The organism is Natronorubrum sp. A-ect3 (genome assembly GCF_041821125.1).
Classification (GTDB): domain Archaea; phylum Halobacteriota; class Halobacteria; order Halobacteriales; family Natrialbaceae; genus Natronorubrum; species Natronorubrum bangense.
Window position 1 is genome coordinate 129,175 of the sequence record NZ_JBGUBB010000006.1, and the last position, 25,452, is coordinate 154,626.

The 25,452-nt window shown below is 57.1% G+C and carries 18 protein-coding genes and 1 pseudogene; 8 read left to right on the top strand and 11 right to left on the bottom strand.

Annotated features, from left to right (window positions below):
• Window positions 1–2: 2 nt before the first annotated feature.
• From ACERJA_RS16450 to ACERJA_RS16465, 4 genes are all read left to right on the top strand, one after another.
• Window positions 3–2,057: a type II secretion system F family protein gene (locus ACERJA_RS16450; RefSeq protein WP_373609347.1), complete on the top strand. Its 2,055-nt coding sequence runs from the start codon at window positions 3–5 to the stop codon at window positions 2,055–2,057.
• Window positions 2,054–3,613, top strand: coding sequence for an archaellin/type IV pilin N-terminal domain-containing protein (locus tag ACERJA_RS16455; protein ID WP_373609348.1), 1,560 nt, complete (start codon window positions 2,054–2,056; stop codon window positions 3,611–3,613). The genes ACERJA_RS16450 and ACERJA_RS16455 overlap by 4 nt, the downstream gene beginning before the upstream one ends.
• Before the next feature lie 92 nt (window positions 3,614–3,705).
• Window positions 3,706–5,223, top strand: a complete 1,518-nt coding sequence (locus ACERJA_RS16460; RefSeq protein ID WP_373609349.1) for an RAD55 family ATPase — start codon at window positions 3,706–3,708, stop codon at window positions 5,221–5,223.
• Between the two features lie 243 nt (window positions 5,224–5,466).
• Window positions 5,467–7,983, top strand: a complete 2,517-nt coding sequence (locus tag ACERJA_RS16465; protein WP_373609350.1) for a PAS domain S-box protein — start codon at window positions 5,467–5,469, stop codon at window positions 7,981–7,983.
• Between the two features lie 93 nt (window positions 7,984–8,076).
• On the opposite strand, the gene ACERJA_RS16470 is transcribed toward ACERJA_RS16465, so the two are convergent.
• The 6 genes from ACERJA_RS16470 to ACERJA_RS16495 all read right to left on the bottom strand — a co-directional run bounded on the left by ACERJA_RS16470 (window position 8,077) and on the right by ACERJA_RS16495 (window position 15,226).
• Window positions 8,077–9,024, bottom strand: coding sequence for an oxaloacetate decarboxylase (locus tag ACERJA_RS16470; protein ID WP_373609351.1), 948 nt, complete (start codon window positions 9,022–9,024; stop codon window positions 8,077–8,079).
• Between the two features lie 63 nt (window positions 9,025–9,087).
• Window positions 9,088–9,717 carry an isochorismatase family protein gene (locus tag ACERJA_RS16475; RefSeq protein WP_373609353.1) on the bottom strand — a complete coding sequence of 210 codons (630 nt, stop codon included), beginning with the start codon at window positions 9,715–9,717 and terminating at the stop codon, window positions 9,088–9,090.
• A gap of 36 nt (window positions 9,718–9,753) precedes the next feature.
• Window positions 9,754–11,610, bottom strand: a complete 1,857-nt coding sequence (locus tag ACERJA_RS16480; protein ID WP_373609354.1) for a hydantoinase B/oxoprolinase family protein — start codon at window positions 11,608–11,610, stop codon at window positions 9,754–9,756.
• Window positions 11,607–13,670, bottom strand: a complete 2,064-nt coding sequence (locus ACERJA_RS16485) for a hydantoinase/oxoprolinase family protein (protein ID WP_373609356.1) — start codon at window positions 13,668–13,670, stop codon at window positions 11,607–11,609. The genes ACERJA_RS16480 and ACERJA_RS16485 overlap by 4 nt, the downstream gene beginning before the upstream one ends.
• A gap of 382 nt (window positions 13,671–14,052) precedes the next feature.
• On the bottom strand, window positions 14,053–14,496 hold the full coding sequence (locus ACERJA_RS16490; RefSeq protein ID WP_373609357.1) for a hypothetical protein: 444 nt from the start codon (window positions 14,494–14,496) through the stop codon (window positions 14,053–14,055).
• A gap of 100 nt (window positions 14,497–14,596) precedes the next feature.
• The gene (locus ACERJA_RS16495) at window positions 14,597–15,226 is read right to left on the bottom strand and encodes a hypothetical protein (RefSeq protein ID WP_373609358.1); all 630 of its coding nucleotides are present in this window, start codon (window positions 15,224–15,226) and stop codon (window positions 14,597–14,599) included.
• Window positions 15,227–15,628: 402 nt separating this feature from the next.
• Here ACERJA_RS16495 and ACERJA_RS16500 point away from each other — a divergent pair, with 402 nt between their 5' ends.
• The gene (locus ACERJA_RS16500; protein ID WP_373609359.1) at window positions 15,629–16,291 is read left to right on the top strand and encodes a helix-turn-helix domain-containing protein; all 663 of its coding nucleotides are present in this window, start codon (window positions 15,629–15,631) and stop codon (window positions 16,289–16,291) included.
• A gap of 318 nt (window positions 16,292–16,609) precedes the next feature.
• On the opposite strand, the gene ACERJA_RS16505 is transcribed toward ACERJA_RS16500, so the two are convergent.
• From ACERJA_RS16505 to ACERJA_RS16520, 4 genes are all read right to left on the bottom strand, one after another.
• The gene (locus tag ACERJA_RS16505; protein ID WP_373609361.1) at window positions 16,610–17,944 is read right to left on the bottom strand and encodes an orc1/cdc6 family replication initiation protein; all 1,335 of its coding nucleotides are present in this window, start codon (window positions 17,942–17,944) and stop codon (window positions 16,610–16,612) included.
• Between the two features lie 710 nt (window positions 17,945–18,654).
• Window positions 18,655–18,786 carry a hypothetical protein gene (locus tag ACERJA_RS16510; RefSeq protein WP_373609362.1) on the bottom strand — a complete coding sequence of 44 codons (132 nt, stop codon included), beginning with the start codon at window positions 18,784–18,786 and terminating at the stop codon, window positions 18,655–18,657.
• Between the two features lie 67 nt (window positions 18,787–18,853).
• Window positions 18,854–19,660, bottom strand: coding sequence for an enoyl-CoA hydratase/isomerase family protein (locus ACERJA_RS16515; RefSeq protein WP_373609363.1), 807 nt, complete (start codon window positions 19,658–19,660; stop codon window positions 18,854–18,856).
• Window positions 19,653–20,543, bottom strand: coding sequence for a 3-hydroxyacyl-CoA dehydrogenase family protein (locus tag ACERJA_RS16520; RefSeq protein ID WP_373609364.1), 891 nt, complete (start codon window positions 20,541–20,543; stop codon window positions 19,653–19,655). Before ACERJA_RS16520 ends, ACERJA_RS16515 begins: the two co-directional genes overlap by 8 nt.
• 293 nt (window positions 20,544–20,836) lie before the next feature.
• On the opposite strand from ACERJA_RS16520, the gene ACERJA_RS16525 reads away from it, so the two are divergent.
• Window positions 20,837–22,105: an MFS transporter gene (locus tag ACERJA_RS16525; protein WP_373609365.1), complete on the top strand. Its 1,269-nt coding sequence runs from the start codon at window positions 20,837–20,839 to the stop codon at window positions 22,103–22,105.
• A 197-nt stretch (window positions 22,106–22,302) separates the two neighbouring features.
• Window positions 22,303–23,310 carry an ornithine cyclodeaminase family protein gene (locus tag ACERJA_RS16530; protein ID WP_373609366.1) on the top strand — a complete coding sequence of 336 codons (1,008 nt, stop codon included), beginning with the start codon at window positions 22,303–22,305 and terminating at the stop codon, window positions 23,308–23,310.
• Between the two features lie 12 nt (window positions 23,311–23,322).
• Here the strand turns inward: ACERJA_RS16530 and ACERJA_RS16535 are convergent, their stop codons facing one another.
• Window positions 23,323–24,966, bottom strand: a complete 1,644-nt coding sequence (locus ACERJA_RS16535; RefSeq protein WP_373609367.1) for a thiamine pyrophosphate-binding protein — start codon at window positions 24,964–24,966, stop codon at window positions 23,323–23,325.
• A 375-nt stretch (window positions 24,967–25,341) separates the two neighbouring features.
• Here ACERJA_RS16535 and ACERJA_RS16540 point away from each other — a divergent pair.
• Window positions 25,342–25,452 (top strand): annotated as a pseudogene (locus ACERJA_RS16540) (IS5/IS1182 family transposase); the annotation flags it as partial.

Genomic DNA, 25,452 nt, shown 5'->3' on the forward strand with positions numbered 1-25,452 from the left:
ACGTGGAGAGAGACCGGTGGTGTGATGACGACCAGACACCCGCTGCGACACAGATCAGTGGTAGTAGCGGTCAGAACCAATCTGTCAGCCGAAACACGGAGACTGAACGGAATCAGAACAAACTCACCGACGACTACGGCAGGCTCCGATCGTATTTCAAGCGTCACTCGGGGCGGTACGATGATCTTCAACGTCGGCTCAAGCAAGCACGGATCCAAACGACTGTGGATCAGTACGTCGCTGAAAGCGCTGTCAACAGTCTGAAAGCAGCCGTCGGCAGTGTCTTACTCGCCACCGTTGTCCTCACAGTAGGACTGTCTGTCGCTGTGTTTTCCGACTGGTCACTCGGTGTGACTGGAAACACGTTGCTTGAAACAGTGGGGCTCTATGTCGCCATAATTTCGATTAGTGCCCTCTGCTGTGGCGGCGCAGTATGGGTTTGGCAGGTACATTACCAGCCACGCCGGCTCGTCACAGCGCGCCGTAGTGAGATTGAGTTGGGGCTGCCATCCGCTGTGACGTTTCTGTATGCGATGACCGGTGGTGGCGTTGACATTATTACGGCGATCCGCTCACTGGCGGACGAGAAAGATGTGTACGGCGAAATAGCGAACGAGTTTGATCAGCTGGTTCGTGAGATGGATCTCTTTGGAAACGATTTCCAGACAGCGCTCAGAAAGACGAGTGAACAAACCCCTAGCGACAATCTTCAGCAGTTCGTGGACAACTTGCTCGGAGTACTGGAATCTGGGGGAGATGTCAGTAGGTTTCTCGAGGACGAAATCGAGCAACAGACCGAACTAGCCCTCCAGAAACAGGAGACGTTCATCGAACGGATTGGGTTGTTGAGTGAGGTGTTTATTGCTGGGTTCGTTGCCGGACCATTGTTCTTGATAATCACACTGTTAGTGATCGGTCTGCTGGGCGGAGTCAGCGTTCTCGAAATCGTGATCATGATTTACGTCGTCTTGCCGTTGAGTGCGGCCGGGTTCTTCCTGCTCGTCGACCTGTTCTCCCAGCCTCGCCAACTCACCCCGTCGAAATCAGCTAGCCACTCACCACAAGAAATCGACCACGCTGGACCCGAGCCGTCCCCAGATGATCCGCAACTGAAAGACTCCACTCGGTACCAAGCATATCAACACAGTCGGCTCCGGACGAAACTGCTGGAGCGCTCTTCTGACGTAATCGGCACGGTGGTCCAACGGCCAGCACTGGGATTTTTGCTTACGGTCCCATTGGGACTGCTTCTCGCGATTGGTCTCGTGTTCAGTGGCACCGTTCAACCGACGGCCACCGCGGTCGTCGCCCGACCCGTGCAGACGACACTCTTGCTTGTCGTTCTCCCTGGGCTCGTCGCCAGTGTTCCAGTTTCAGTGCTGTACGAACGAAATCGTCGCCGGGAACGCACAATCATTGACCAGTTTCCGGATGTGTTGGAAACGCTGGCAAATGCCAATCGGATGGGTGTAACACTCACCGCCGCGTTCAAACTCGTCTCAAAAGCAGTTACTGGGCCGCTAAGAGCCGAACTGACGGCGGTGAGAAACGATATCGTCTGGAACAAGGAGCCATCAAACGCGTTTCGTCGCCTCGCGAGCCGGCTGCCAATTCCTCGAGTCGCGCCGACATTGACCATCGTTGCAAGGGGGAATCGGATCAGTAGCGACCTCCATGAGGTCCTCGAAATCGCTGCTTCGGAGTTGCGGATTCACGCACGGATGGAATCGGCCCGTCGGAACGAAGTGAGTCCGTATCTGGCGATCGTCTTCATTGGCTCGCTTATTTATTTATTCGTAATTGTCGTCTTGAATGTGAGCTTTCTCGAGCCGATGGCAGAGGCGTCAGTCCCAGAGACGGACGAGGAAACTGTTGCACCAGTGGCGCTCTCGATCGATGTCGACATCTATCGAACGGTGTTTTTTCACTCTGCTCTTATCCAAGGGATCGTGGCGGGATTGATCGGTGGGAAGCTCACCGAGAACAGTCTTCTCAGCGGCCTTAAATACGCAATCGGGCTAACAGTGCTCATCACGGTGGTGTTTTTCTTCGTATGATCCGAAACAGTTCCAGTAACGAACGTGCCGTCTCACCCGTCATCGGTGCCATCCTCCTCGTTGCGATTCTCGTGGCTCTCGTGGGGCTGTTACAGCTGAACGCGGTTCCCGCACTGACAAGCCAGGCCGAGTTCGAGCACAACCAGCACGTTCAGGGCGAGGTGCGCGATATCGCGGCCGGAATCGACAGAACAGCAACGACCGGCACGAGCCAGTCCGTTGCGGTCACACCCGGCGTGCGATACCCGTCTCGAGTGGTTCTGGTGAATCCACCACCAGCGAGGGGAACGATTCAAACGAGTGAGCCGAGAGACGTAACGATCGCTGGGGCATCCGCAGACGGTGCGACAGGCGACTACTGGAACGGCGAGCCGAAAGCAATCGAAACGCGATCACTCAGCTATGCGCCAACCTACAACGAGTACCACAACGCACCAGAGACGGTGTACGAGCTAGGGACGATTTACAACCGCATCGACGAAACGACGATCGTAACGGAAGAACAGAGCCCGATCAGCGATCGAAAAATAGCGCTCACAATGGTCGCAGGTGAGTTTCGCCATACCGGAATCGATCGAACACTCGTTGATCTCCGCCCCTCGAGCACCGAAACCAGAACCGTCTCGGCCTCCGATACCGACGACCCGATCACGCTCACGATCCCGACTGAGCTTTCCGAAGACGAGTGGGAGACAATACTCGAGTCAGAGCTTGATGACAACGGTGGATATGTGGCTGACTATCGCTGTGCGAACGACCCGCCAGAGCCGTGTGGTGAACTCACCATAACGTTGCAGGACAAGACAACCTACGAACTACAGCTCACTCGAGTCGGCGTTGGGAGCGATACGGTAACGCAAACGCCAGCCTATCTCACCGATCTCGAGGGGAACGAAACGAGCGTGCGCGCGGGCGCTACCCAGCAGCTCGTTACCGAAGTCAGAGATCAACTTGACAACCCGGTCAGTGGCGAGTCAGTGACAGCAAACGTTTCCGGATCGGGCGAACTCCGCAAGAACTCATCGATCTCGGGAACTGACGGCCGGACGACGTTCGTCTATGAGGCACCAGCAGATGTCTCCGGGACAGAGGACGTAACAGTTGAAGTAGCATTTGACAACGGGACTACTGAACAAACTGTTACGTTTTCGCTTCGTGTGTGGGGGGAGTCGGACGGTGGTTCAGACGAGCCGTCCGATCCATCTGATCCAGGTGATCCAGACGATACAGATGATCCAGCAGATCTATGGGTGAATATAACCGACGTAGTCGATCAAAGCAACCCGATTTTCGATCGCTATGAGGTGACGGCCGAGCTGGAAAGTGCCCAGAGTGAGCTATCACACGCCGAGTTCCGACTCATCGATTCGACGACTGGTGACGTCCTCGATACTGCGAGTGACGAGACGATTTCTGGCACCACTGCAACAGTTACAGAAGCCCTCCAACATAGACCGGAATCACAAGACAACGACACCCAGTATCGGATCGACGTCACGGCGTCCACGACTGATGGAACGAGCGAATCAACCAGCTACGAGGTCGGTCACTCCTAGCGGCCAATTAGTCGAAGGTGGAACGGATTTTGAGAGGCAAAACTGGCATTCAAGACCCTCGTCATTATTACAATCTGGTTCCTAGAAACGATATGGCTGTTTCCACGGGGGTCGATAAATTAGACGAGATCCTCGGTGGCGGGTTCCGAGAGAACAGAACTGTCCTCGTTACTGGACCACCGGGAACCGGCAAATCGACGCTGTCGATGAACTTCTTACAGGCAGGACTCGACGAAGGGAGTCGCTGTACGTTCATTAGCACCGAACAGACGCTCGAGGAACTGCGTGACACGTTCGAACCGTTTTCGTTCGATCTCGAGAATGAGTTACTAACAGTGATCTCGCTGCATGCTCGGCCAGGGACAGGCACTGAACAGTACGAACAGGGGACGATTGTCAATACACATGGGACGGCGCGTTCTACCGATGACGAACAGTACTTGCTCCGAACCCTTGGAGGGAACAAAGAGATCGATGACCATCGCATTGATTTCTCGCCATCAAACCTCCGTGAGTTCTTTCGGTTCAACATCTCGGGAGATCGCGTCGTCGTCGACAGCATTTCCGGACTGCAAAGTGTCAGTCAGAACAATGATACGTATCGGCGTCTTCTGTTAGATCTTATTCAGCTGATAAACGATAACCATGGTGCGACGGCGCTGTTTACTGCAGAGTCATCACAGCCATACTACAACAGCGAGACGGCCGGGGAGTTTTCTGTTGACGAACTAATACAGTACAATCTTCACGGGGTAATACGGCTCCACCGTGAGCGACTACGGGGAACTGATAGACGCTTACTCGAGGTCACAAAGATGCGTGGTGTCGAGTACGACTCCCGACAGTTCGAACTGGTATTCGATGACAGCGGGATCCGTATTCTGCCGGAAAACCGGACGTTCAGTTCGGCGTTTCGCGCGACAGATCACGTTTCCACCGGCATCGATGGGCTTGATACCTTACTTGGAGGTGGGTTACTGTCTGGGGAGAGTACTGTCATCCAACACGATGGCAAAGCAGAAGTCGGCGGGATTCTCTACATCCTTCTTTCAAACATGCTTTCGACGGATCGGTCCGTCGCACTCTTGCCACGTATCGACTCACAGCCGCTGTTTCCCCAGTCTGTTTTCGAACGACTCGGAACGTCGATGGACGACCTTCTCGATGCTGATCGTCTATTCGTCTTCGACCATCACGGCGTGTGGGACGATCACCAGAACATCTTCAAATCAGTTGCCGATGAGCGTGGAATCAAAGACGCAATGACGACGATACACAACCGGGCTCGTGGCGAGGGTGTGGTTATGGCACTCGATACAAATACCCTAACTCACGCTCTCGGACCGGAGGCAACACGACGAGTTCGATCGTGGCTCCAGTCGGACGAACTTGGTACAACCGATGCCATCGTGGACATACACAATCCAACGCTGTTGCGAGACGAGTTAGCCTCGTTCCATGTCGATAGCGCCTCCCAAGTCCTCGAGACATGGCTAAACGATACTGGACTGCAGTATATTCAACTTCGAAAGAGTCCGACCGGTGATATCGGTGCCGTACGACTCATCGAATATCTCGACAAATCCCCGTATATTAGAGTTGTAACATGAGAAAGACGAACTCGCGATCGTGCTGAAAGTCCCCGCTGGGAGTCACTGTTGGAACGATTAGGCTCCATTAAATATAATTTTATTTGATGTATTTTGAGGAATGAATAACGTGTCGCTCGCTTAGCCACATCTCCCTTCGAGAGAACGCCATAGCAACAGTTAGGCCACTCGAAAATAACAGCACCATTCCCCGAGAATGCCACGTCACGAAAGTATATCATCATCCAGACCAATCTTGAGCGAATGACTGCTGATCGAACAGACAAGCACAGCAGCGTACTCGTGGTCACGGGAAACCAAGAATTCGCTGCTGCCTGTAAGCGCCATCTCTCTGCAGTTGCAGATCTTCATATCTCGACCGCTAAGACAGTCGAGGAGGCGACCGACACACTCGTCGCCAAAGACGAAATCGACTGTATCGTTAGCGATCACAATCTTCCCGATATTGACGGAGTCACGTTTCTCGAGGTCGTCCGGGCACAGTCTCCCACCCTCCCGTTCATTCTCCTGACGAGCGATGGAAGCGAAGCAGTGGCCAGTCGTGCCATCTCCGCCAACGTCACCGAGTATCTCATCAAAGACCCCCAGAACGACCAGTGGGAACAACTCGCCACCCGCATAGAGGCTGCCGTTGCGTACTACCACGACCAGAACAAACACGTCAAGACTGAAGCACGCACACGAACACTGCTCGACGCTGCCGATGACATGATTGCTGTTGCTCGTGATGGGGACTTCGATTACATCAATAAAACCGGAGCTGAGCTCTTCGGTGTCGAAGATCGGACAACCATCATCGGCAAGCCCGTAGACGAGATGCTTTCGCTCGAGATGACACCATCTCTCGCAGATCGGCTCAATGACATCCAACAGGGTGGACAATCACTCGATCATGCCGAAACACAACTGAGCCGAAGCGATGGAACACGTCTGCCTGTCGAGGTCACGATCACACAGCACACCTGGTCAGAGACACCAGCAGTCGTCCTCGTTATCCGCGATATTAGTGATCGGCTGGAACGAGAGCGCAACCTCACGCTCAAAACTCGAGCAATGGACGAAGCCCCCGTCGGCATTACGATCGCCGACGTGAGTCAGCCAGACAATCCGATGATCTATGTCAACGAGGAGTTCCAGCAGGTGACGGGTTATTCGGAAGCCGAGGTGCTTGGTCGGAACTGTCGGTTACTCCAGGGCGACGAGACTGACTCGGAACCAGTCAGAGAAATGCGCGAGGCGATCGACGCCGAGGAGTCGGTCACCGTCGAAGTACGCAACTACCGCAAGGACGGAACCCAGTTCTGGAATCGTGTGACGATCGCCCCGATCAACCAAAACGGAGCCGTAACCCACTACGTCGGGTTTCAAGAAGATATCACCGAACACAAGGAGTACGAGCAGATGTTGCGGCAGTTCCGACAGGCGGTCGAGGCCGCGGGACACGCCATCTACATGACCGATCCAGACGGGACCATCACATACGTCAATCCAGCGTTCGAACGCATTACTGGATACGAAAGCAAAGCGGCCGTTGGTCGAACACCGCAGATTCTCAAGTCGGGCGAGATGTCCGAAGATTACTACGAGGAGCTATGGACAACGCTTTCGGCGGGAGATGTCTGGGAAGAAGAGATCTGTGACAAACGCCACTCTGGAGAGTTGTATCACGCACACCAGACGATTGCGCCACTGACCGACGACGGTGAGATCGACTCGTACATCGCCATTCAGACGGATGTGACAGAACAGAAAGAACGCGAAGCACAACTCCACCAGTACGAACGCGCGATTGAAGGTTCAAACGAGTTGATCGCTGCCATCGACGACGAGTACCGCTATCTCTTTGCCAACTACGCCTACCAGGAGTTTCACGATCTCGATGCAGATAGCGTAACGGGAATGCCCTTAGCCGATGGGATCGGTACCGAGACGTTCGAGCGGGTCAAGCCCTATATCGAGCAGGTGTTTGCTGGCCAGACGTTCCGCTACCGAACGACCCGGACGCGATCAGAGAAACCGAACCGGACGTTCGAGATCCGATACTATCCACTCAAGGACGACTCAAACGACGTTCGTGCAGTGGTGGTAACGATGCACGATATCACCGAGCGGATCGAACGAGAAAACCAGCTCGCGTCGCTCGATCGGATGTTGCGCCACACCCTCAAAAACGAACTGAACGTTATTCTGGGTTCGGCAGAGCTGATCAACGAGCAAGCATCAAGCGATATTGCAGCGTTAGCCACGTCCATCGAAACAGCCGCCGATCAGATCCTCTCCCAAGCAGACAAAGAACGGGAAATCGTCGAAATGTTATCAAACCCATCCTCACCGACGATGTTGTCACTTGGTGAGCTGACCGAACAGGTGGCCGCAAACGTTGAAACGGAGCATCCGAATGCTGAGATAACGGTTGACGTTCCGGCGATCGATCTGACGACGATCCCGGAACTCGAGCGAGCCGTTTCCGAACTCGTCGAGAACGCACTCGAACACACCGATCAGGATCGACCCGAGGTCACGATTACTGCCGACGTGACTGCGGAGGTGATCAGACTCAGCATCTCCGACAACGGTCCGGGAATTCCCCTCGAAGAACGGGCCGTAATCGCTGAGAACGCCGAGATCGAGCCGCTACTGCACAGCAACGGAATGGGGCTGTGGCTGGTCAAGCGCGTCGTGACCCGAGCAGGCGGGACGATCAAATTCACAGACGCTGAGCCTCGAGGCAGCGTCGTCACACTGATTCTCCCCAAGTGACGGAACAACGCGGTTCAGAAAATCGACGGCTTCATTCAGTCACCCAAAACACAACACGTTTCGAGGACGACCCCGGTTGCGGTCGGGATCGCGTTATTCCGTTTCGGGGTCGTCGCCGAGCGAGCCCTCATACTTGGCCTGCTCGTCCGCCGGGAGATACTGGCGTTCCCACTCGACGACCTCGGGAAATCCCGAGAACTCGTGGAGGCTGCCAACGGGCTGGTCGTTGAACGTGTCGTCGATATCTCGCATTGCCGCGACGGGATCGTCAGCGAACGCACTGAAGTCAGCGTAGACGTTCGCGATCGTCGACAGCGTTGCGGCGATCGGGAACAACACGAGGTCGAAACCCCACTCCTCGAGCGACGAGAGGTCGACGTACGGCGAGGAGCCGAGATCGCCGACGAAGTTGTAGACAAGTGGCCCGTCAACCTCCCGACCGATACGCTCGAGTTCCGCTTCATCGGTCGGCCCCTCGACAAAGGCGATGTCAGCGCCAGCCTCGAGGAACGCGTTGACGCGACCGATCGCCTCCTCGAGCGAGCCGTCGCCAGTCCCGCGGGCGTCGGTACGAGCGATGAGGGTGAAGTCGGGGTTGCGCTCGTCACGCACGTCGGCAGCGGCTTTGATCTTGCCAACAGCTTCCTCACGGGGGATGACCTGTCGGCCCTTCGTGTGGCCACAGCGTTTCGGGAACGTCTGGTCTTCGATGTGGATGGCGGCGACGCCGGCTTTGATGTACTCTCGAACGGTTCGGACGACGTTCGTCGCGTTGCCGTACCCGTTGTCCGAATCCGCAATGAGTGGGACGTCGATCCGCTCTTGGATGTTGCCGGCGTTTTCGATCATCTCCGGCATCGTGATGAAGCCGGCATCGGGGTAGCCGGTTTTCGAGAGCGAGGTCCCGTAGCCGGTCATGTAGATTGCATCGAAGCCGACGCTGTCGGCGACGGCAGCCGTGAGTGGGTCGTGAACGCCGGGACAGGCCAGCAGCTCATCTTGCTCGAGGCGCTCTCGGAGTGTCGCTCCGTAGTTGGTCATGGTCGACCACAGGCCAGTCGCGGGCAAGCAGGTGTCGATTCGGTTCGTCTGTCGATGGGTTCGTTAGTCATTCTCATAGAGGTGGTCGATGACGTCGTCGGTCGTGACAACGTCGCCGTATTTCGCGTCGATGTCGAAGAGATTCGCGCGGTGTGGCCCCTCGGCACGGTCGCCGACCGCGTCTTCCGGGACGATGGTGCGATAGCCATGCTGGAGGCTGTCGACGGCCGTCGCGCGGATACAGCCGCTCGTGGTGACGCCGGCGAGCACGAGCGTGTCGACACGCTGGGTCGTCAGCTCCGTCTCGAGGTCGGTTCCGAAGAAAGCACTCGCGTACTTTTTCAGGATGACGCGCTCGTCGCCGACGGGTTCGATCTGGTCGTCGACTTCGACGGCTTCGGTTCCGAGTCGGAGCTCCCGGAGTGCGGGCACCTTCTCGATGAATCGGCCGGCATCGCCATAGGACTCTTCGAACGCAACGGTCGTGAAGTACCGCGGCAGGTCGTGTTCGCGGAAGGCCGCGAGCAGCCGCTCGGTCTCCTCGAGGACGCCGGAGACATCCGAGCCGAGGCTCGTTTCGGGGTCCGTGAAGGCGTTTATCAGGTCGATGACGAGCAGTGCTGGCTGTTCGCCGAGGCCGACACTCGCGCCGAAGTCGTCCTCGTCGTAGTGGGTGTCGTGTGGTGGGTCCATTGTGAATTGGGTGTCAAAGAGGGGATCGGGTGTCGGTCAGTTGTGCCGATCGTTGAACGCTTGACGCTCGTCAGCGATATGTGCTGCAAGCGTCTCGTCGTCGGGAAGTGGGCCGTAATCGAACGCGGCGGGTTCGTCGCGAGTCGATCGAAGCTCCTCGCGTCGCTCGCTGGTTGCGGCGTCGTCGACGGTGCCATCGTCAGCGAGAACAACGCCGTACTCCTCGTGAGCAGCGGATTCTGAGATCAGTCCGCGCTCGATCTCCGCAGCGACGACCGTAGGCTCGCGCTCGAGTGGGTCGCCAAGGCCGCCACCACCGGCGGTCGAAAAGACGAGTTTATCGCCAGCCTCTACGGCGACGTTTTCGACTTTCGACGGCAGTTCTTCTTCGGTGCCGTCAGTGCGGAGTAGTATCTTCTCGCTGGTCTGGGCGTGGGAGCCGCCGTCGACACCCCACGGGTAGGTGTGGGCGCGGTCGTCTTGGAAAGTGATCGCGCCGTCTTCTTCGAAGGTGTAGACTTTCGTGATGCCGTGGCCGCCACGGAACTCGCCGGCACCACCGGTGTCGACGCGAGTACTGTACTCGTCGATCGAAAGCGGGTAGTACGCTTCCTGGTACTCCGCGGGCACGGTGCGAAACAGCGGCCACCACGAGTGGCCGTCGAGGCCGTCGCCGCCCGGTCGGGCCGGAATCCCGCCGTAGAGGATCTCGAGCATCTGGAAGTCGTTCCCTTCCGAGTCCGTCCCCGCGTAGACGAGGTTCGGCGACGTGCCGTAGCTGCCAGCTACGGAGAAGCCGTCGATGAGCTTCGAGAACGTCGCCTGCAGCACGTCGAACTGTCGGGCCATCATCGGCAGGCGGTTCCCGAGCGGGGCCGGGAACTCCGGTTGCACGACGGACCCTTTCGGCAGCGTCACCTCGAAGAGGTCGTAGTAGCCGTCGTTAAACGAGAGCAACGGATCGAACGCCATGATGAGGAAGACGCCGGTGAACATCTTGAACATCTTCTCGTTCAACAGGAAGTTCACCGTTCCGGGCACCTGATCGTCCGTGCCGGTCCAGTCGAGATAGACGGTGTCACCCTCTCGGTAGATCTCGAGGTGGAGTTTGATCGGGCCGTTGCCCATCCCATCGTCGTCGACGTAATCCTCGAACGTGTAGCGTTCGCCCTCCGGGATGAACTCGTGGATGAGATCGATCATCCCATCGCGAGTGCGATCGAGGATGGCGTCACAGGCCTCGACGTACGTCTCCTTGCCGAAGCGGTCACAGAGTTCGTGGACGCGGGTTTCGGCGGCTTTCGTCCCCGCTGCCAGCGCTTTGATGTCGGCTTCGGCGTGGTCGGGGAGGCGAGTGTTGTGGGCGAACGTCTCGAGGAGTTCGCTGTCGATCTCACCGCGTTTGTAGAGTTTGACTGGCGGCAGTCGCATCCCCTCCTCGAAGATGGTTCGTGCCTGGACAGGCATACTGCCGGGGGTCTTCCCACCGACGTCCATCAGGTTCCCCCACTGGCTCGAAAAGCCAACGAGGTCGTCCTCGTAGAAAATTGGGCGCAACAGGAGCATGTCCGGCGTGTGCGAGACCGCGCCGGCACACATGTAGGGGTCGTTGGTTGCGATCACGTCGCCATCCTCGAGGTCCTCACGCTCGAACGGCGAGTTCTCGAGGATCGTATCGATCGCCGAGCCGAACTGGCCCATGACCATCCGTCCCGCGGCGTCTGCGATGAGCGGGAACTGGTCGGACTGTTCGCGGATGACGGGGCTGATCGCCGTCGTCTCGACGACCCGATCCATCTCGTAGCGGGTGTTCGAGAGCGTGCTCTCGATGATGTCGAGTGTTGTCTGATCGATGTCGTGGTCGCCGACGAACGCAGGTGGTGTGTCGCTCATTGGTCCTCACCTCGGATGATTTCGATGTTTGCATAGCGGTCGATAGTCGCGGTGTGGTCCGGTTGGATGACGACCGTCGAGTCGTCGTCCGTAACGATAGCCGGCCCCTCGAGTTCGTTGCCCGGCCGGAGTTCAGCCCGGTCGTAGATCGGTGTCTCGTGGTATGTCTCTCCGAAATACACGTCGCTGGTGTCGATTTCTGCGTCACTTGGATCGACAGTAGTCAGTTCCTGTTCCTCGATGGTAACGCCCTGAAGCGTCCCTTTGCCGATGACACGAAGGTTGGCGATCTCGAGTGGTGCGTCGAGTGAGAACCCAAACTGGCGGTCGTGGCGGGCTTCGAAATCGCCTTTGATCTCTGCAAGCCCGGCCTCACCACGGAGATTCTCGAGTGTCACCGGGATCGACATCTGGATATCCTGCCGGAAGTACCGGCACTCGGCAACGTACTCGAACGCCTGATCGGCCTCGTCGACACCTTCGGAGGCGAGCCAGTCGCTCGCTTCGTCCTCAATCGCCCGCAGTTCCTCGTAGACATCCTCGCCATCGACATCCTCGTCCGTCTCGAGATACGTTTCCGAGAACTCGTTTTGGATGTCAGATGTGAGAAAGCCAAAGGCGGACATAACGCCTGGTCCTGGCGGGATCACCAGTGGGTAGGCGTCCATCACGTCCGCGAGCGCGTTGGCGTGCATGGGACCAGCCCCGCCGAAGGCGACGAGTCCGAACTCACGAGGATCGTAGCCGCGTTCGACGCTCACGACGCGGAGCGCGCCGTGCATGTTCTCGTTGACGATGTCGAGGATGGCCTGTGCAGCCTCCTCGATCGTGCTGTCACGTTCATCAGCGATCGTCGCGACGGCGTCTCGAGCGGCGTCCCGATCCAGATCCATCCGTCCGCCGAGTTGGACCGACGGCGGAATTCGGCCCAGAACGACGTTCGCGTCCGTGACGGTTGGCTCCTCGCCACCCAGTCCATAACACGCCGGTCCAGGGTCCGCACCGGCGCTTTCGGGACCCACCTGCAGCGAGCCGTTTAGCTGGACGCGCGCGATCGAACCCCCACCGGCCCCGACCGTGTTCACGTCGACTGACCGGGATTTGAACTCCCGATAACCGACTTTCGTCTGGCGTGTCGTCTCAGCTACCCCACCCTCGACAAGAGAGACGTCAGTCGAAGTCCCACCCATATCCAGTGTCAGCACGTCCGGGACACCCTTCTTTTCGGCGATGGTCGCCGCGCCGACGACGCCACCGCTTGGCCCCGAGAGCGCGAGTTCGACGGGTCGTTCCTTGGCAGCCTGCGAACTCATCAACCCGCCATCCGACCGGACGACGTTCATCGTCGCCGTCGATCCGGCTTCCCCAAGTGACTCGTCGAGATCCTCGAGATACGAAATCACTGTCGGCCGTGCATAGTCGTTGATAGCAGTCGTCAGCGTCCGTTCGTACTCACCGTACTCGGGGACGATCTCGGAAGAGATCGAGACTGGCAGCTCTGGCGCTTCCTCGGCAACGATCTCGCGGACGCGCTCTTCGTGTGCGGGATTGAGATAGGAGTTCAACAGCGCGACGGTCAGTGCCTCGACGCCGGCGGCCTCGAGTTCCTGAACGGCTTCTCGTACCGCCGGCTCATCGAGCGGTTCCGTCTCCTCACCTGCTGGCGAGCTGATCGTTCCACCGACACCACGCGTGTCGGCCAGGTCGGCAAGCGGGTCCGGCTTCTCCATGTCCATCCAGCCATACAACGGGCCGGGTGTCCACGCCCGCGCGAGGTGCAAGACGTCTTCGTGGCCCGCCGTCGTGATGAGTCCAACTCGTGAACCCGTCTCCTCTAAGAGCATGTTCGTCACGACTGTCGTGCCGTGAAACAGCAACTCGAGTTCGCTGACAGCTGTTCCAGCTTTCGCTGTCGCCTCTTTGACACCGTGAATAACACCCTCAGAGGGGTTCGCTGGTGTCGAGAGAACCTTGTCGATTGTGAGTTCGTGCGTCGATTCGTCGAAAACGATGACGTCGGTGAACGTCCCGCCAACGTCGACGCCGAGATTGTATGTCATGTGATACCGTGTACGGTATGAATCTGCTTGTTGGGGAGTAAGCGTTGTCCCAACAGCTGTTGGTCATTTATATATAATGATTGTTCAAGTCTACTGAGGCCGTCTGAAACTGCAAGGAACCGCCTGATGAACACAGAGGATTCGTGCAGCACGACGACTTCATTTGTTCCACGTCAAAATCAGTGAACCATCCGTTCACTACACATGCGAACTGACCGCCAGGCTATCTACCAAATAGCGATGATGCTCTTAGCGGCGTGCAAGATACAGGGCGCGAATGTGGCACCGGCTGAGTGTCGATCGACGTGGGTAGTGATCGGTAAGTACAGGGCGAGTAAGTAACGGAGCAACCATTGGTCAGACCCACGAACGGACCGCTGGCTCAACACTCGTTCTGGTGAAACTCCACGTCGTCAGTACCGATGAACGCTACGTCGTCAGTATTGTAGATTTCAATATAAAACGCATCCTGTTGTTCGCTTCCATCGGGATTGGTTGCACCAACGCACTGCATCGTGAACGTCTCCTCGAAGCCTTCCCCGGAATCCGATAAATAGACCTCGGCCGAAACTTCGTCGCCGTTCCGTCCCGTTAGAATTTCTTCAGCTATTTCAGGGGACCCTGTTGAATAATCGAGTTCGTCGTCGTACGAGAAAAGTTGCTCCCCGTCTGGGCCGACTGCTGAAATTTCGATGTCGATTGGATTCTCGGTCCGGTTGATAACGACGAGCCTTGCTGCTTCTTCAGACTCGAACAATTCTACACACCCGGATACGAGAGGCAGTCCCCCCATTACAGCCAGCAAAATACCCCTTCTCTCTGCCATGTCCGAGGCTATGCCGGTGTTTAAATAAGTTTTCTGGAGGGGCGATTAAACCACCTACAAGCGCCGTTTCCTCTTCCGGTACATTCGCTACGTCAACCCATTATCCATTCACGAACGAGCACAGATACTCTTCGTCGTAACGGTCCTTCATGCGGTCACAGTCTTTGAGGAAGATCTCGAGTGACTTTCCGGTGAAAAACTTTGAGGTCATATCGTGATTCCGGAACTCCGCATCGGCGATGACACAATCCGCACCGGTTTCGGACGCGAATTCTGTTACCGACCGCTCCGCTTCGTCACCTCGATCCATCCGAACGCGAACCGTATACTCGCCAGCTTCGTCCCCCCACTCGCAGGCGGCAACGGATCCCGTTTTTGCCACTCCCGGATCGAAATAGGTAGCAGGGTCGAGCTCGTGCGAGGACTGATGAACGAGGTCTCCATCACGCTCGACTTCGAGATCGAACACGTGTGTTGACTCTGGATCTGCGTTACTGACGCCAAATAATCCGAGCTGGACGGAGGAGTCTCTCAGCTGTGAAAGGCAACCTGCGCTCAGTGTACCTACTGCGATTGGTGTCGTTGTAAGGAGGGTACGGCGACGCATAATAAAAATAAAATATTTCTGGAATATAAATTTTGTGTGGTGGTCGTTTATCCCGTTCGTCTTAGCCTTTCCCTCGTCGGTGTGTAGCGTGATACCACTCTGTCCTGACAGCCCATTCAGCATGTACGTTCTATTTCGGGTGTATCAGAGTTAGAAAAGTGAAATAAAGGCCGCCGTCGTGCTGCATCCATCCTCTGTATGTTGCACGCGGTTTCTGGCAAGAACCGGATAGATTTCGACCTGTACTGGTATGTGAGTCTCCTATATACAGCAGTCGGTTTCTGACACCTATCCGTGAGACGGGTAGCTGCTCCAGTATCTACTTCACCTGTACTGAACGATCACTACCGGTGCATATCGAGTTGATCCCCGTGCAACATTCGCGCTGTGTATTCATCACGGCTCCCGAAATATGTCGCCAGTCAGGAGATTCAATAGAGCCAGTTTTTGCTTGACACCTCGTCGGACACCGGACGTGTCGCGTATCTTTTTGACTATGGGTCTCTTTCACAGACAGACGCAGAGATGTTTATCGCGACCGTCCACTTCACCCAACACCGCGAATGTATCCTCCGACGACTCACGGCCGACGTCGACACCCCAATTCCAATCGAAATCGAAGAGATTCAGAACGGGTTCGTGACCTTTGTTCTCCGCGCTGGCCCCCATGCCGATAGCTTTCAGTCAGAACTCGAGGCCGCCGACCACGTCGACCACGTCAAGCGTCTCGACGAAGACAATCTGCTTGTCACCAAGCCCTCCTGTGGAGCGTACTCGGCGATTTACCAAAACCATGGCACGCTCCGACGATCAAACACGGTTTCGGGTCGCCAGCGAGAGTACAACGTGCTGGTGTTCCGGCGTGAAGACCTCAAAAATATCATCGACGATCTGGGTACGTTCGGGACGGTCACACTCGGAAAACTCGAGGAGTTCAGGGCGACTGCTGACTCGTCGCTGACGGAACGACAGCGCGAAGTCGTCACCGAAGCGCTTTCGCGTGGGTACTACGACTGGCCACGGGAGATCACGAACGAGAAACTCGCTGAGGAACTGGAGATCAGCCGCGCCACATTGCACGAACACCTCCGAAAAGCAGAACGGACGCTGTTGTCGTCGGCGCTCGCAGACGGTTACAGACAAACCGGCAGAGGAGAGTTCGAACGGATCGATATCGGACGAGGATAAAACTCGAGTGACCACGCCTCCCTCGAGGGCACCGATTGCGAACAGTACAATCCTGATGCAGATTCCCTGGAGATGTGGAACAACGTCGAAGCCCTGCGGTCACGATTGAGTGAGTGACCACGTGAGAAATGCTGTCATGACGGTGCTCGTCACACGTCCGCACACCTCTATCGATTTGTTTCGTGCTCGGGCGATCTCAGGCACACACCCCTATCGATTTGTTTTCACCACGCCGGGTTTCGGCCGCACACCCCTATCGATTTGTTCAAAATGGTCGAAATTGACAGGTTCACACCCCTATCGATTTGTTTTTCTCACTCACTGAGATTCTTTTCGGAGTTGGGCTTTGACCACCGAACGGAGTTCGTGATCATGGACATCGTTGAACCGCGAGTCCTCGCGAAGCGTATCGAGAATCGTCGCTGGGTTCTCTCCGAACGAAAACTCGAGATAGCTCCCAGAGTGTGGGCCTTGACTTTTCCGTTTGGACTCGACAAGAGAGTACGTCGTGAGTTCTTTCATTTTATTCACATACGTCTCCTGATGGTACTGATCAACATCGAGCGTGTCGGTGAGATACTGGTAGACCGTATACCCATTGGGGCTTTTTGCCGTCCCAGTTCCTGTCTGACGGGCTACCGCCGCAGTTGCCAACAGACACAGTTTCTTCTGCGTGCTGATCCCACGTGTGACCTCGAGGACACGGTTTTTCTCGACTTTGTCCTGTGCCTCTCGGACGTGGTTTTCGGAGACCTGATCGGCCCCTTGGCGCTCTGCAAGTGACCCAGCCGTTCGCATGAGATCGATTGCCTTCCGTGCATCACCGTGTGTCTGCGCAGCGAAGGCGGCTGCAAGTGGAATCACGTCATCGCTCAGCGCATCTTCGTAGAAGGCATCCGTTCGGTGATAGAGAATTTCACGGAGCTGGTTGGCGTCATAGTCGTTGAAATGAACGTCTTCAGGAGTGAACGAACTCACAGCACGACTCCCGACGTTTCCCATCATCGTTGCATCGTTCGTGATCGCCGTCACCGAAACGTTCGCTCTTGTTTCATCGGAGCTGCCAGCGCGTGAGAGTTGATACAGTAGTCGAGAGAAAGCGGGTTCGTCAATATCTCGCCGCCCAACGAGCATATCGAGTTCGTCGAGAACGAACACGACAGTGTCGTAGTGTTCATCGATCAATCGATACAGTTCGCGCCATTTCTTTTTCGTCGGAATACCATGTTCCGGGACTTCGACAGGGACGCCAGCGTCGTTCGAAACCTTTCGAGCCAGTTCATAAACTGCAGAGCCCAGCGTCCCGACGTTCTGGCAGTTCATGTGAATCACGCCAAAGCGAATGTCCCGGCTCTCACAGAGTTCGAGGATATTCTGGCAGACAGCGTTGATAATCAGCGACTTTCCCGTTCCCGATGGGCCATAGAGAAAGAGATTCGGTGGCCGTTCGCCGTTGATAGCAACGCGAAGATGCTGGGTGATCTCGGTGAGTTGGAAATCACGGCCAACGATCCGATCTTCGTCGACGATCTCATTTGGCTCGAGGAGCGAGCGATTTCGGATAAGACTCGCGGATTCCTCTTGCTCGAGAATAAGATCCTTAATAGAACCCGTCTGTGTGGAGGGGGTGTTAGAATCGGGATCTTTTGGCATATGATTGGGGTCTCAACCAAGAGACTAAAAGCTTCCCCCATCGATTTGAGATTGGGCGAAAGAGCGTCTGAAGACTAGATCTCAGGCAATTATTTCGAGAGAGCCTAGAACCCACAACGACTTGTTTCATGGGAACAGAGGCCAGACACCTCGAGGCCCGATCTCGAGGGCGTTTGCGGACACACTCACACCCCTATCGATTTGTTCGGGGGAAAGATGGGGGGACCTGAGAACGGACGATTCAGGAGCGATGGGGAGACGAGAGCGATAGATAGACTAGACGTCTTCTTTCTTCTAGCTTTCTAGTCTAGAACTAGAATAGAACACACCCTTATCGATTTGTTTTGCAGTGACTCGAGCAAGGGACGATCGTCGATAAATCTCACTCAACAGTCTTTCTTTTCATCTCCATCAATCAATCTCACAAACACCGGACCCACCTCTATCGATTTGTTTTACCTCTATCCCTGGTGGTGGTTTTCGGCTTATTTCTATACTTAAGTCAGCTCCACAGCGAAATCACCGCGATCTGTTCGCTCTTGACCATCGACCCACACTCGGAGGCAAAAACAAATCGATAGGGGTGTGAGACCACTCTTGTAACAGTAGATATTTAGAGTGACAAGTCGGATCGCTCTCCGCCATGGAGTGGTTTCTTCGTGGTTGTTCTGCGTTCTACAGGTGGAGCAGGCCGAGTGACTTGAGGCGGTTCACTCTTCGGGCAGATTGTCGACACCGCACGCTTGCAGTACCTGTCGAATGTGGAAATCTTTCTCGGATGGGTCGTCCGTCTCTAGTGCCGACTCGAGATGCTCTTTGCTCCGTTTGCTGAGTTTTGCCATGTAGTGCACAAATATATCTGGCCAATAAATGCCTTATCAAATATAATAATTACCCAAAACACGTCTCTCATCTTCCCGTGAACTCTGGACTCCGACTCTCGAGAAAGGCGTCAATTCCTTCGTCTTTGTCCTCAGTTGCAAACAACTGGACGAACAGTTCGGCTTCGTATTCGAGTCCTTCTTCAAGCCCCATCCGAGAACTTGCTTTCACGCCCTTCTTGGCGAACTCGAGAGCGATCGGGCTCTTTGCAGCCATTGATTCGGCGAGGCCATAGACGCGAGCGTCGAGTTCGTCTTCGTCGTGGACCTCGTCGACGAGACCAATCTCGTCGGCTTCTGTGGCGTCGATGAGTTCGCCGGAGAGGATCAGTTTCATCGCCTGCCCCTCGCCGACGAGTCGGGGAAGGCGCTGGGTCCCGCCGCCACCGGGGATGAGACCCAAACTGATCTCGGGCTGGCCGAGTTTCGACCCTGCTTTGGCGATCCGGACATCACAAGCCATCGCGAGCTCGCAACCACCACCCAGCGTGTGGCCATTGATCCGGGCGATAATTGGGATCGAGGCGTTGTCGACGACTTCGTAGACCCGGGGGCGCTCGCTGGCGTTTCGCTGTTCAACCACGCCGCGGTCTTTGAACTCGGTGACGTCAGCACCAGCCACAAACGCACCGGTTCCCTCACCACCCGTGAGCACGAGGACGCGCACGTCGTCGTCCGCTTCGGCCGCGGTGACGGCGTCTTTGAGTTCCGTCCGAACCTGATCGTTGAGTGCGTTGCGGGCGTCCGGGCGCTCGATGGCGACCGTCGCGACGTACTCGGCGTGTTCGCCGACCTCGACTGTGAGCAGGTCGTACTCGTCCGTGAGCTCACTCATCGGCTTCACCCCACTGGCCGCTCATGTCGACGCGTTCGCCGTCTTCCCAGACGTAGTAGCCCTCGCCGGTCTTCTTCCCGAGCTTACCTGCTCTGACCTTCCGGCGTAACGATTGAGGTGGTTTGAACCGCTCGCCAAGCTCTTCCCGGAGATATTCGGCGATCTGCAGGCGTACGTCGAGGCCGACGTGGTCGGTCAACTCGAGTGGGCCCATCGGGTGAGCGTAACCGATCGACATGGACGTATCGATGTCGGCTGGGCTGGCAACGCCGTGATCGACCATCCGGATCGCCTCGAGGCCGAGGGCAATCCCGAGTCGTGAGGACGCAAAGCCGGCTGTATCGCGGACGATCACGTCCGCCTTCTCGAGATCCTGGACGTAGTCGACGGCGAACGTCTCCGTTCGCTCATTGGTCTGTTCGGCGACGACGATTTCGACGAGATCCATGAGATGTGGCGGGTTGAAAAAGTGTAACCCGATGGCGCGTTCGGGATGGTCGAGGACGCTGGCCATCTCCGTGATAGACAGTGAGGACGTGTTCGAGGCGATAACGGTCTCCTCATCCGTGGTCGCCTCGACATCCGCGAACACGTCCTGTTTGAGGTCCATATCCTCTGGAACGGCCTCGATGACGAGGTCGGCGTCCGTGACGGCCGCCTCGAGATCGGTCGTCCCATCGATACGCTCGAGGGCGGCGTCCATCTTGGCTGCAGTGACCTTGTCCCGGTCGACACCACCCTGAAGCGTGGTGTGAATCTCCTCGAGGCCGTTCTCGACGAACTCAGTCTCGATGTCTCGCAACACGACATCGTGGCCCGCCATCGCGGACACCTGTGCGATTCCATGGCCCATGCTGCCGGCTCCAAGCACTGCAATTTTCATGTTGGATGTTCTCTAATGACAATCAAAAGCGTTCCCCATTCGACTGCTAGTGTCTCAGCCGACTGCGAGTGACGGAGCCGTCTCTGGGTCAGCAAAATGCTACTGTCTCAGCCGGCTACGATGCTGTTCCAGCGACGGTACTCGGCGTCCAACAGTGTGTCACCTCTCTCGAAATCGATGCTGATGGGGGCGGTCTCCTCGAGCAGATCGAAAACTAATGGCAGCGACTATCATCCGAATAGATAAGTGGTTTCACGATCCGTCTGTACCTACTGCGGTACAAGTACGCATACATGGGGCTCAACACGAACGACCGGTCGATCGCTGGATTCACGATGGCGGGCCACTCGCTTGTCCACTGGTTCGAAACCTCGATTCCGATCTTTCTCGTCGTCTGGCTCGCGGAGTTCGACGTCTCTGTCGCATTGCTTGGAATCATCGTCGCACTCGGGTATGCACCGTTTGGTCTCGGTGCCCTCCCTGGTGGCATCCTCGCCGACCGATACGGAACAAAGCGGCTGATCTTGCTCTGTCTCCTCGGGATGAGTGGCTCGTTCATTATTCTTGCACTCGCTTCGATCGCTGACTCGATTTACGCCATCGCTGTTGGACTCATCCTCTGGGGTATTGCAGCGAGTATCTACCATCCTGCCGGTCTCGCACTTATCAGCACCGGCGTCGATGAACGGGGAACTGTCTTCGCCTGGCACGGCATCGCGGGGAACGTTGGGATCGCACTCGGCCCGTTCGTGGCTGCCACGCTCTTGATTTTCCTCGAGTGGCAGTACGTCGCTGCGGTGCTCGCCGTTCCAGGCATTCTCGCTGCACTGTACGGCTTGCAAGCGGATTTCGATCCGACAGCGGCAGTCGAAGCCGATGTCGATGCGGGACCGGACGAAGAGCTGTCGCTTGCGGACCTCGTTTCGAACTCCCGAACACTCTTTGCGAGTGCGTTCGCTGTCGTCTTCGCTATCGTGACCTTCGAAGGGCTGTTCTACCGTGGGATGCTCACGTATCTGCCCGAGATCCTCCACGGATTGCCCGTCATGGATGGGGTCAGTATCGGTGCTGGATTTGACGGCATCCAACCGGCAGACTACATCTACGTCGGCTTGCTCGTGGTCGGCATGGCCGGTCAGTACGCCGGCGGAAAGCTTACCAACCGCCTCGCTGCCGAGCGTGGCCTGATGGGTATCTTCGTCGTTCTCGCTGTGCTTGCACTGATGTTCGTCCCCGTTACGTCCCTGGGACTGGCTCCACTGCTCGCGCTCTGTGGTGTGATCGGCTTTTTCCTCTTTGCTATCCAACCGTTCTATCAGGAAGCCGTCGCTGTTCACACACCGGCCGATACGCGTGGTCTCTCCTATGGCTACACGTATCTCGGCGAGTTCGGCTTCGGATCGGCCAGTATCGCACTCGGCGGATTCGTGCTCGGCTCGTTCCAGCTGATGGCGTTTTTCGCGATGCTCTCCGTGTTCGCGTTGATCGGCGCTGCGCTCTCGTTTGGGTTGTTCGTCCGGATTAACGGTGGCTACGGAGCCACTGAGGATGTGAGCGCCTGATTCCCGTCTCGCGTTCAGTCTCCCGAACAACACATCTCGAGACAGACGGCGCTGTGATGATTTCTCTTACAAACTCCACCTGCGGTGGAAGCCCTGGCGTTCGCGGCGCTTGCGCCGCGAGCTTGGGCGAGCAACGCTCTCTCAACTCGAGTGACGACAGCGGCGGTCTTTTTCCATCTCGAGTGTGAATGCCTGCCATGACAGACACGCTCTTTCTCACCAGCGACGAAATCGACGGCCTTGCGACACCTGCTGAGTACGTTGACGCTGTCAGGGACGGCTATCGTCAGGTCGGTGAAGGTGCACCAGCCTACCCACGCCAGAAGTTCTTCCGGTCGGATCCTGACGGACTGTTCACGAGCTACGCCGCCTTGCTCCCGGAAACTGGCGCGGTCGGTGGCTACATGTACACCGCCGGCTTCGATGCAGGCAACGCCTGGTTCATGACGCCGCTGTTCGACGCCGAGAGCGGTGAACCGCTCGCCGTCCTCGACGGGGCGAGCATGAATCCGTTCAAGACTGGTGCCGCCGGTGCCGTCGCCGTCGACGAACTCGCACGCGACGACGCGACGACCCTCGCCGTCATCGGCAGCGGCTCGCAGGCTCGTGGGCAGGTCAACACGACCGTGACCGTCCGCGACTTCGAGGCGATCCGCGTCTTCTCGCCCACCCCCGAGAACCGGGAGACGTTCGCAAACGAGTTCGATGAGCAACTCGAGGCCGACGTCCACGCCGTGGACTCGAGCGCATCCGCACTCGAGGGCGCGGATGTCGTCATCACGGCAACGAAATCGAGCGAGCCCGTCTTCGACGGCGACGACCTCGAGCCTGGCACGCACGTGACAGCGATGGGCCAGTATCAAGAGGGCAGCCGGGAGATCGATACGACGACGGTCGAACGGGCGACCTACGTTCCGGATCTCCGAGCGCGTGCGACCTTCGACGCCGGGGCGTTCCTCGCGGCGCTCGAGGACGGCGCCGTCACCGAGGACCACATCCACGGCGACCTTGGCGAAGTCGTCGCTGGAACCGCGCCGGGTCGGACGAGCGACGATGAAATCACCGTGTTCGACAGCGGCGGCACGGGGATCGAGACGACCGCAGCAGCGTATATGCTCTACGAGCGGGCACAAGAGCGAAATCTCGGCTCGACGATCTCGTTCGCACCGGCGAGTGAGGCACTGACCGGGCGGCTTCCACAGTGAGTCCGACAGCGATCACTCGTTCATCAGAACGCTCGACTGTGGCTCGTACGGATCGGTTGGGATCTCAACGAGTGTTGGCCCATCGCTCTCGATAGCTTCGGCAACCGTTGCAACGACGTCGTCGGTCGTTTCGGCACGCAAGGTGTCGATACCGAGGCCGTCGGCAACCGTCGTGTACGACACCGGCGCGGATTCCCAGCCATACTCGCCCGGGTCCATCCGGTAGCTTCGCCCAGCCTCCTCGCTGATGATCGCGTAGTCGCTGTTGTTCAATACGACCACCGTCACGTCGATCTCTTCGCCCGCGAGTGTGTGGAGCTCGTGAATGCACATCAGCAGGCCGCCGTCGCCGGTCAGCGCCACGACGTCCTGATCAGGGTTCGCCTTTTTCGCCCCAATCGCGGAGGGGAGTCCCGAGCCCATCGTCGCCCACGATCCCGGGTTGACGTAGTTTCGCGGGTCGTACGTCGGGAACGTCAGCAGCGTCCAGAGGCGGAAGCCGCCGGCGTCGACGGCGACAACCGCATCTCGAGGCGTGCCCTCGCGAATCGCCTCGAGTGCGCTGACTGAAGTCAGCGGCGCTTCCGTCACCTCGCGTAACTCTGCGAGTCGGTCGTCGATTGCCTCGCGCGTCTCGCGTGCTCGCTGTGGGCCACCCTCGCTGGCGAGAGCGCGGTCGGAAAGCGCCCCGTCGAGTGCCTCGAGCGTAGCCGCGGCGTCGGCGACGATACCAACTGCTGGATCGTAGCCCGTTCCGATGTCGTCGGCGTCAAGCGTCACGTGAACGAGTTCGTCGGGGACATCGATCGACCAGTTCTGCATGGTGACCGCATCGAAGTCGGTGCCAACGCCGAGCGCGGCGTCGGACTCGGCAATGAGTTCTTTCTGTGCTATGCCAGTCCCACCACAGAGGACGCCGCCAGCAAGGTCGTGATCGTCGGGGAACACCGCTTTCCCCTTGTACGTGAGGACAACTGGTGCCTCGAGGCGCTCGGCAACGGCTCGGAGTTCGTTACTCGCATCGGAGGCGCGGATGCCACCACCGGCGATAATGATCGGCGCAGTTGCACCTGCAAGCAGTTCGGCCGCCCGTTCGACTTTTGCCGCTGGAACGTCGCTGAACGTCTGGCGTTCAATCTCGCCGGGTTCGGCGACCTCGGTGTCCATCTTCAGGAAGTTCTTCGGGATGCCGATGCGGACGGGACCCATCGGTGCTGTCAATGCAGCGTCGATGCCTTGCTGGAGTTCGGCGACCGCACTCTGTGGCGTTTCGACGGTGATGTTCTCTTTGACGACGTTGTCGTAGGTGTCTGGCGGCGTCTCGTGAATACCGTCGCCGCCGCGAATTTCGGGTTCGGTCTCGACGGCGATGTGAAGCAGCGGCGTACAGTCGTTGAGCGCGTTTTTCAACCCGTTCATCGCGTTCATATCACCCGGCCCAGGGATCACGACCGTTGCGGCCATTTTCCCGCTTGTTTCCGCGTACCCCCAGGCCTGATGTGAGACAGCCGTCTCGTGGCGAGCCATGACGAACTCGATATCATCACGTTCACCGACACTCTCGTTCAGCGGAAGCGATTGCTTCCCTGGAATGCCAAACAGCGTGTCGATACTGTTCGCGACAAGACAGTCAACAATTGCTTCATTGATGTTCATATATACCCTTTAGTGGGCATTACGGTAAATATTCAGGACGTGCTAACAGTAGTTGGTAGTGCGATTTCTTTATTCAGAGTTGTCCGTGAAACTGGTGTTCAGTATAGACCAAACACACATTGCTCACCATCACAGAGAATTTTCGTTCTACTCCCTTGCACCAGATACCTTCTTCCATAATAGATAAAATAGCAAGGAAATAATCTGAGCCACCAGTGGAATTACAATACTGTCAAAGAGAAACACACCAACTATACCAAGTGCAAAAATTCCGACGCCAAGTGCGATTGCTCCTAATAGCGATTTTCCATATGTTTCATGTATAGGAGCGTGTCATAGAAAGCGTCACGTACGAAGCAGCAGGGTGCGGAAAGTGTGTCCAGCACAACCGCAACCCTGCAAGACATAGCTTCGGTAGACGACTTCTTGAATGTCGCGGCTACCGAGACAGTACCGCTGTTCAAGCACCTTGAGTTCGAGTTTCTG

Excerpts from the sequence above, each read along its gene's own strand:
- ACERJA_RS16455 (WP_373609348.1), top strand. The coding sequence starts at position 2,054 with ATGATCCGAAACAGTTCCAGTAACGAACGTGCCGTCTCACCCGTCATC.
- ACERJA_RS16460 (WP_373609349.1), top strand. The coding sequence starts at position 3,706 with ATGGCTGTTTCCACGGGGGTCGATAAATTAGACGAGATCCTCGGTGGC.
- ACERJA_RS16465 (WP_373609350.1), top strand. The coding sequence starts at position 5,467 with ATGACTGCTGATCGAACAGACAAGCACAGCAGCGTACTCGTGGTCACG.
- ACERJA_RS16470 (WP_373609351.1), bottom strand. The coding sequence starts at position 9,024 with ATGACCAACTACGGAGCGACACTCCGAGAGCGCCTCGAGCAAGATGAG.
- ACERJA_RS16475 (WP_373609353.1), bottom strand. The coding sequence starts at position 9,717 with ATGGACCCACCACACGACACCCACTACGACGAGGACGACTTCGGCGCG.
- ACERJA_RS16480 (WP_373609354.1), bottom strand. The coding sequence starts at position 11,610 with ATGAGCGACACACCACCTGCGTTCGTCGGCGACCACGACATCGATCAG.
- ACERJA_RS16485 (WP_373609356.1), bottom strand. The coding sequence starts at position 13,670 with ATGACATACAATCTCGGCGTCGACGTTGGCGGGACGTTCACCGACGTC.
- ACERJA_RS16490 (WP_373609357.1), bottom strand. The coding sequence starts at position 14,496 with ATGGCAGAGAGAAGGGGTATTTTGCTGGCTGTAATGGGGGGACTGCCT.
- ACERJA_RS16495 (WP_373609358.1), bottom strand. The coding sequence starts at position 15,226 with ATGCTGAATGGGCTGTCAGGACAGAGTGGTATCACGCTACACACCGAC.
- ACERJA_RS16500 (WP_373609359.1), top strand. The coding sequence starts at position 15,629 with ATGTTTATCGCGACCGTCCACTTCACCCAACACCGCGAATGTATCCTC.
- ACERJA_RS16505 (WP_373609361.1), bottom strand. The coding sequence starts at position 17,944 with ATGCCAAAAGATCCCGATTCTAACACCCCCTCCACACAGACGGGTTCT.
- ACERJA_RS16510 (WP_373609362.1), bottom strand. The coding sequence starts at position 18,786 with ATGGCAAAACTCAGCAAACGGAGCAAAGAGCATCTCGAGTCGGCACTA.
- ACERJA_RS16515 (WP_373609363.1), bottom strand. The coding sequence starts at position 19,660 with ATGAGTGAGCTCACGGACGAGTACGACCTGCTCACAGTCGAGGTCGGC.
- ACERJA_RS16520 (WP_373609364.1), bottom strand. The coding sequence starts at position 20,543 with ATGAAAATTGCAGTGCTTGGAGCCGGCAGCATGGGCCATGGAATCGCA.
- ACERJA_RS16525 (WP_373609365.1), top strand. The coding sequence starts at position 20,837 with ATGGGGCTCAACACGAACGACCGGTCGATCGCTGGATTCACGATGGCG.
- ACERJA_RS16530 (WP_373609366.1), top strand. The coding sequence starts at position 22,303 with ATGACAGACACGCTCTTTCTCACCAGCGACGAAATCGACGGCCTTGCG.
- ACERJA_RS16535 (WP_373609367.1), bottom strand. The coding sequence starts at position 24,966 with ATGAACATCAATGAAGCAATTGTTGACTGTCTTGTCGCGAACAGTATC.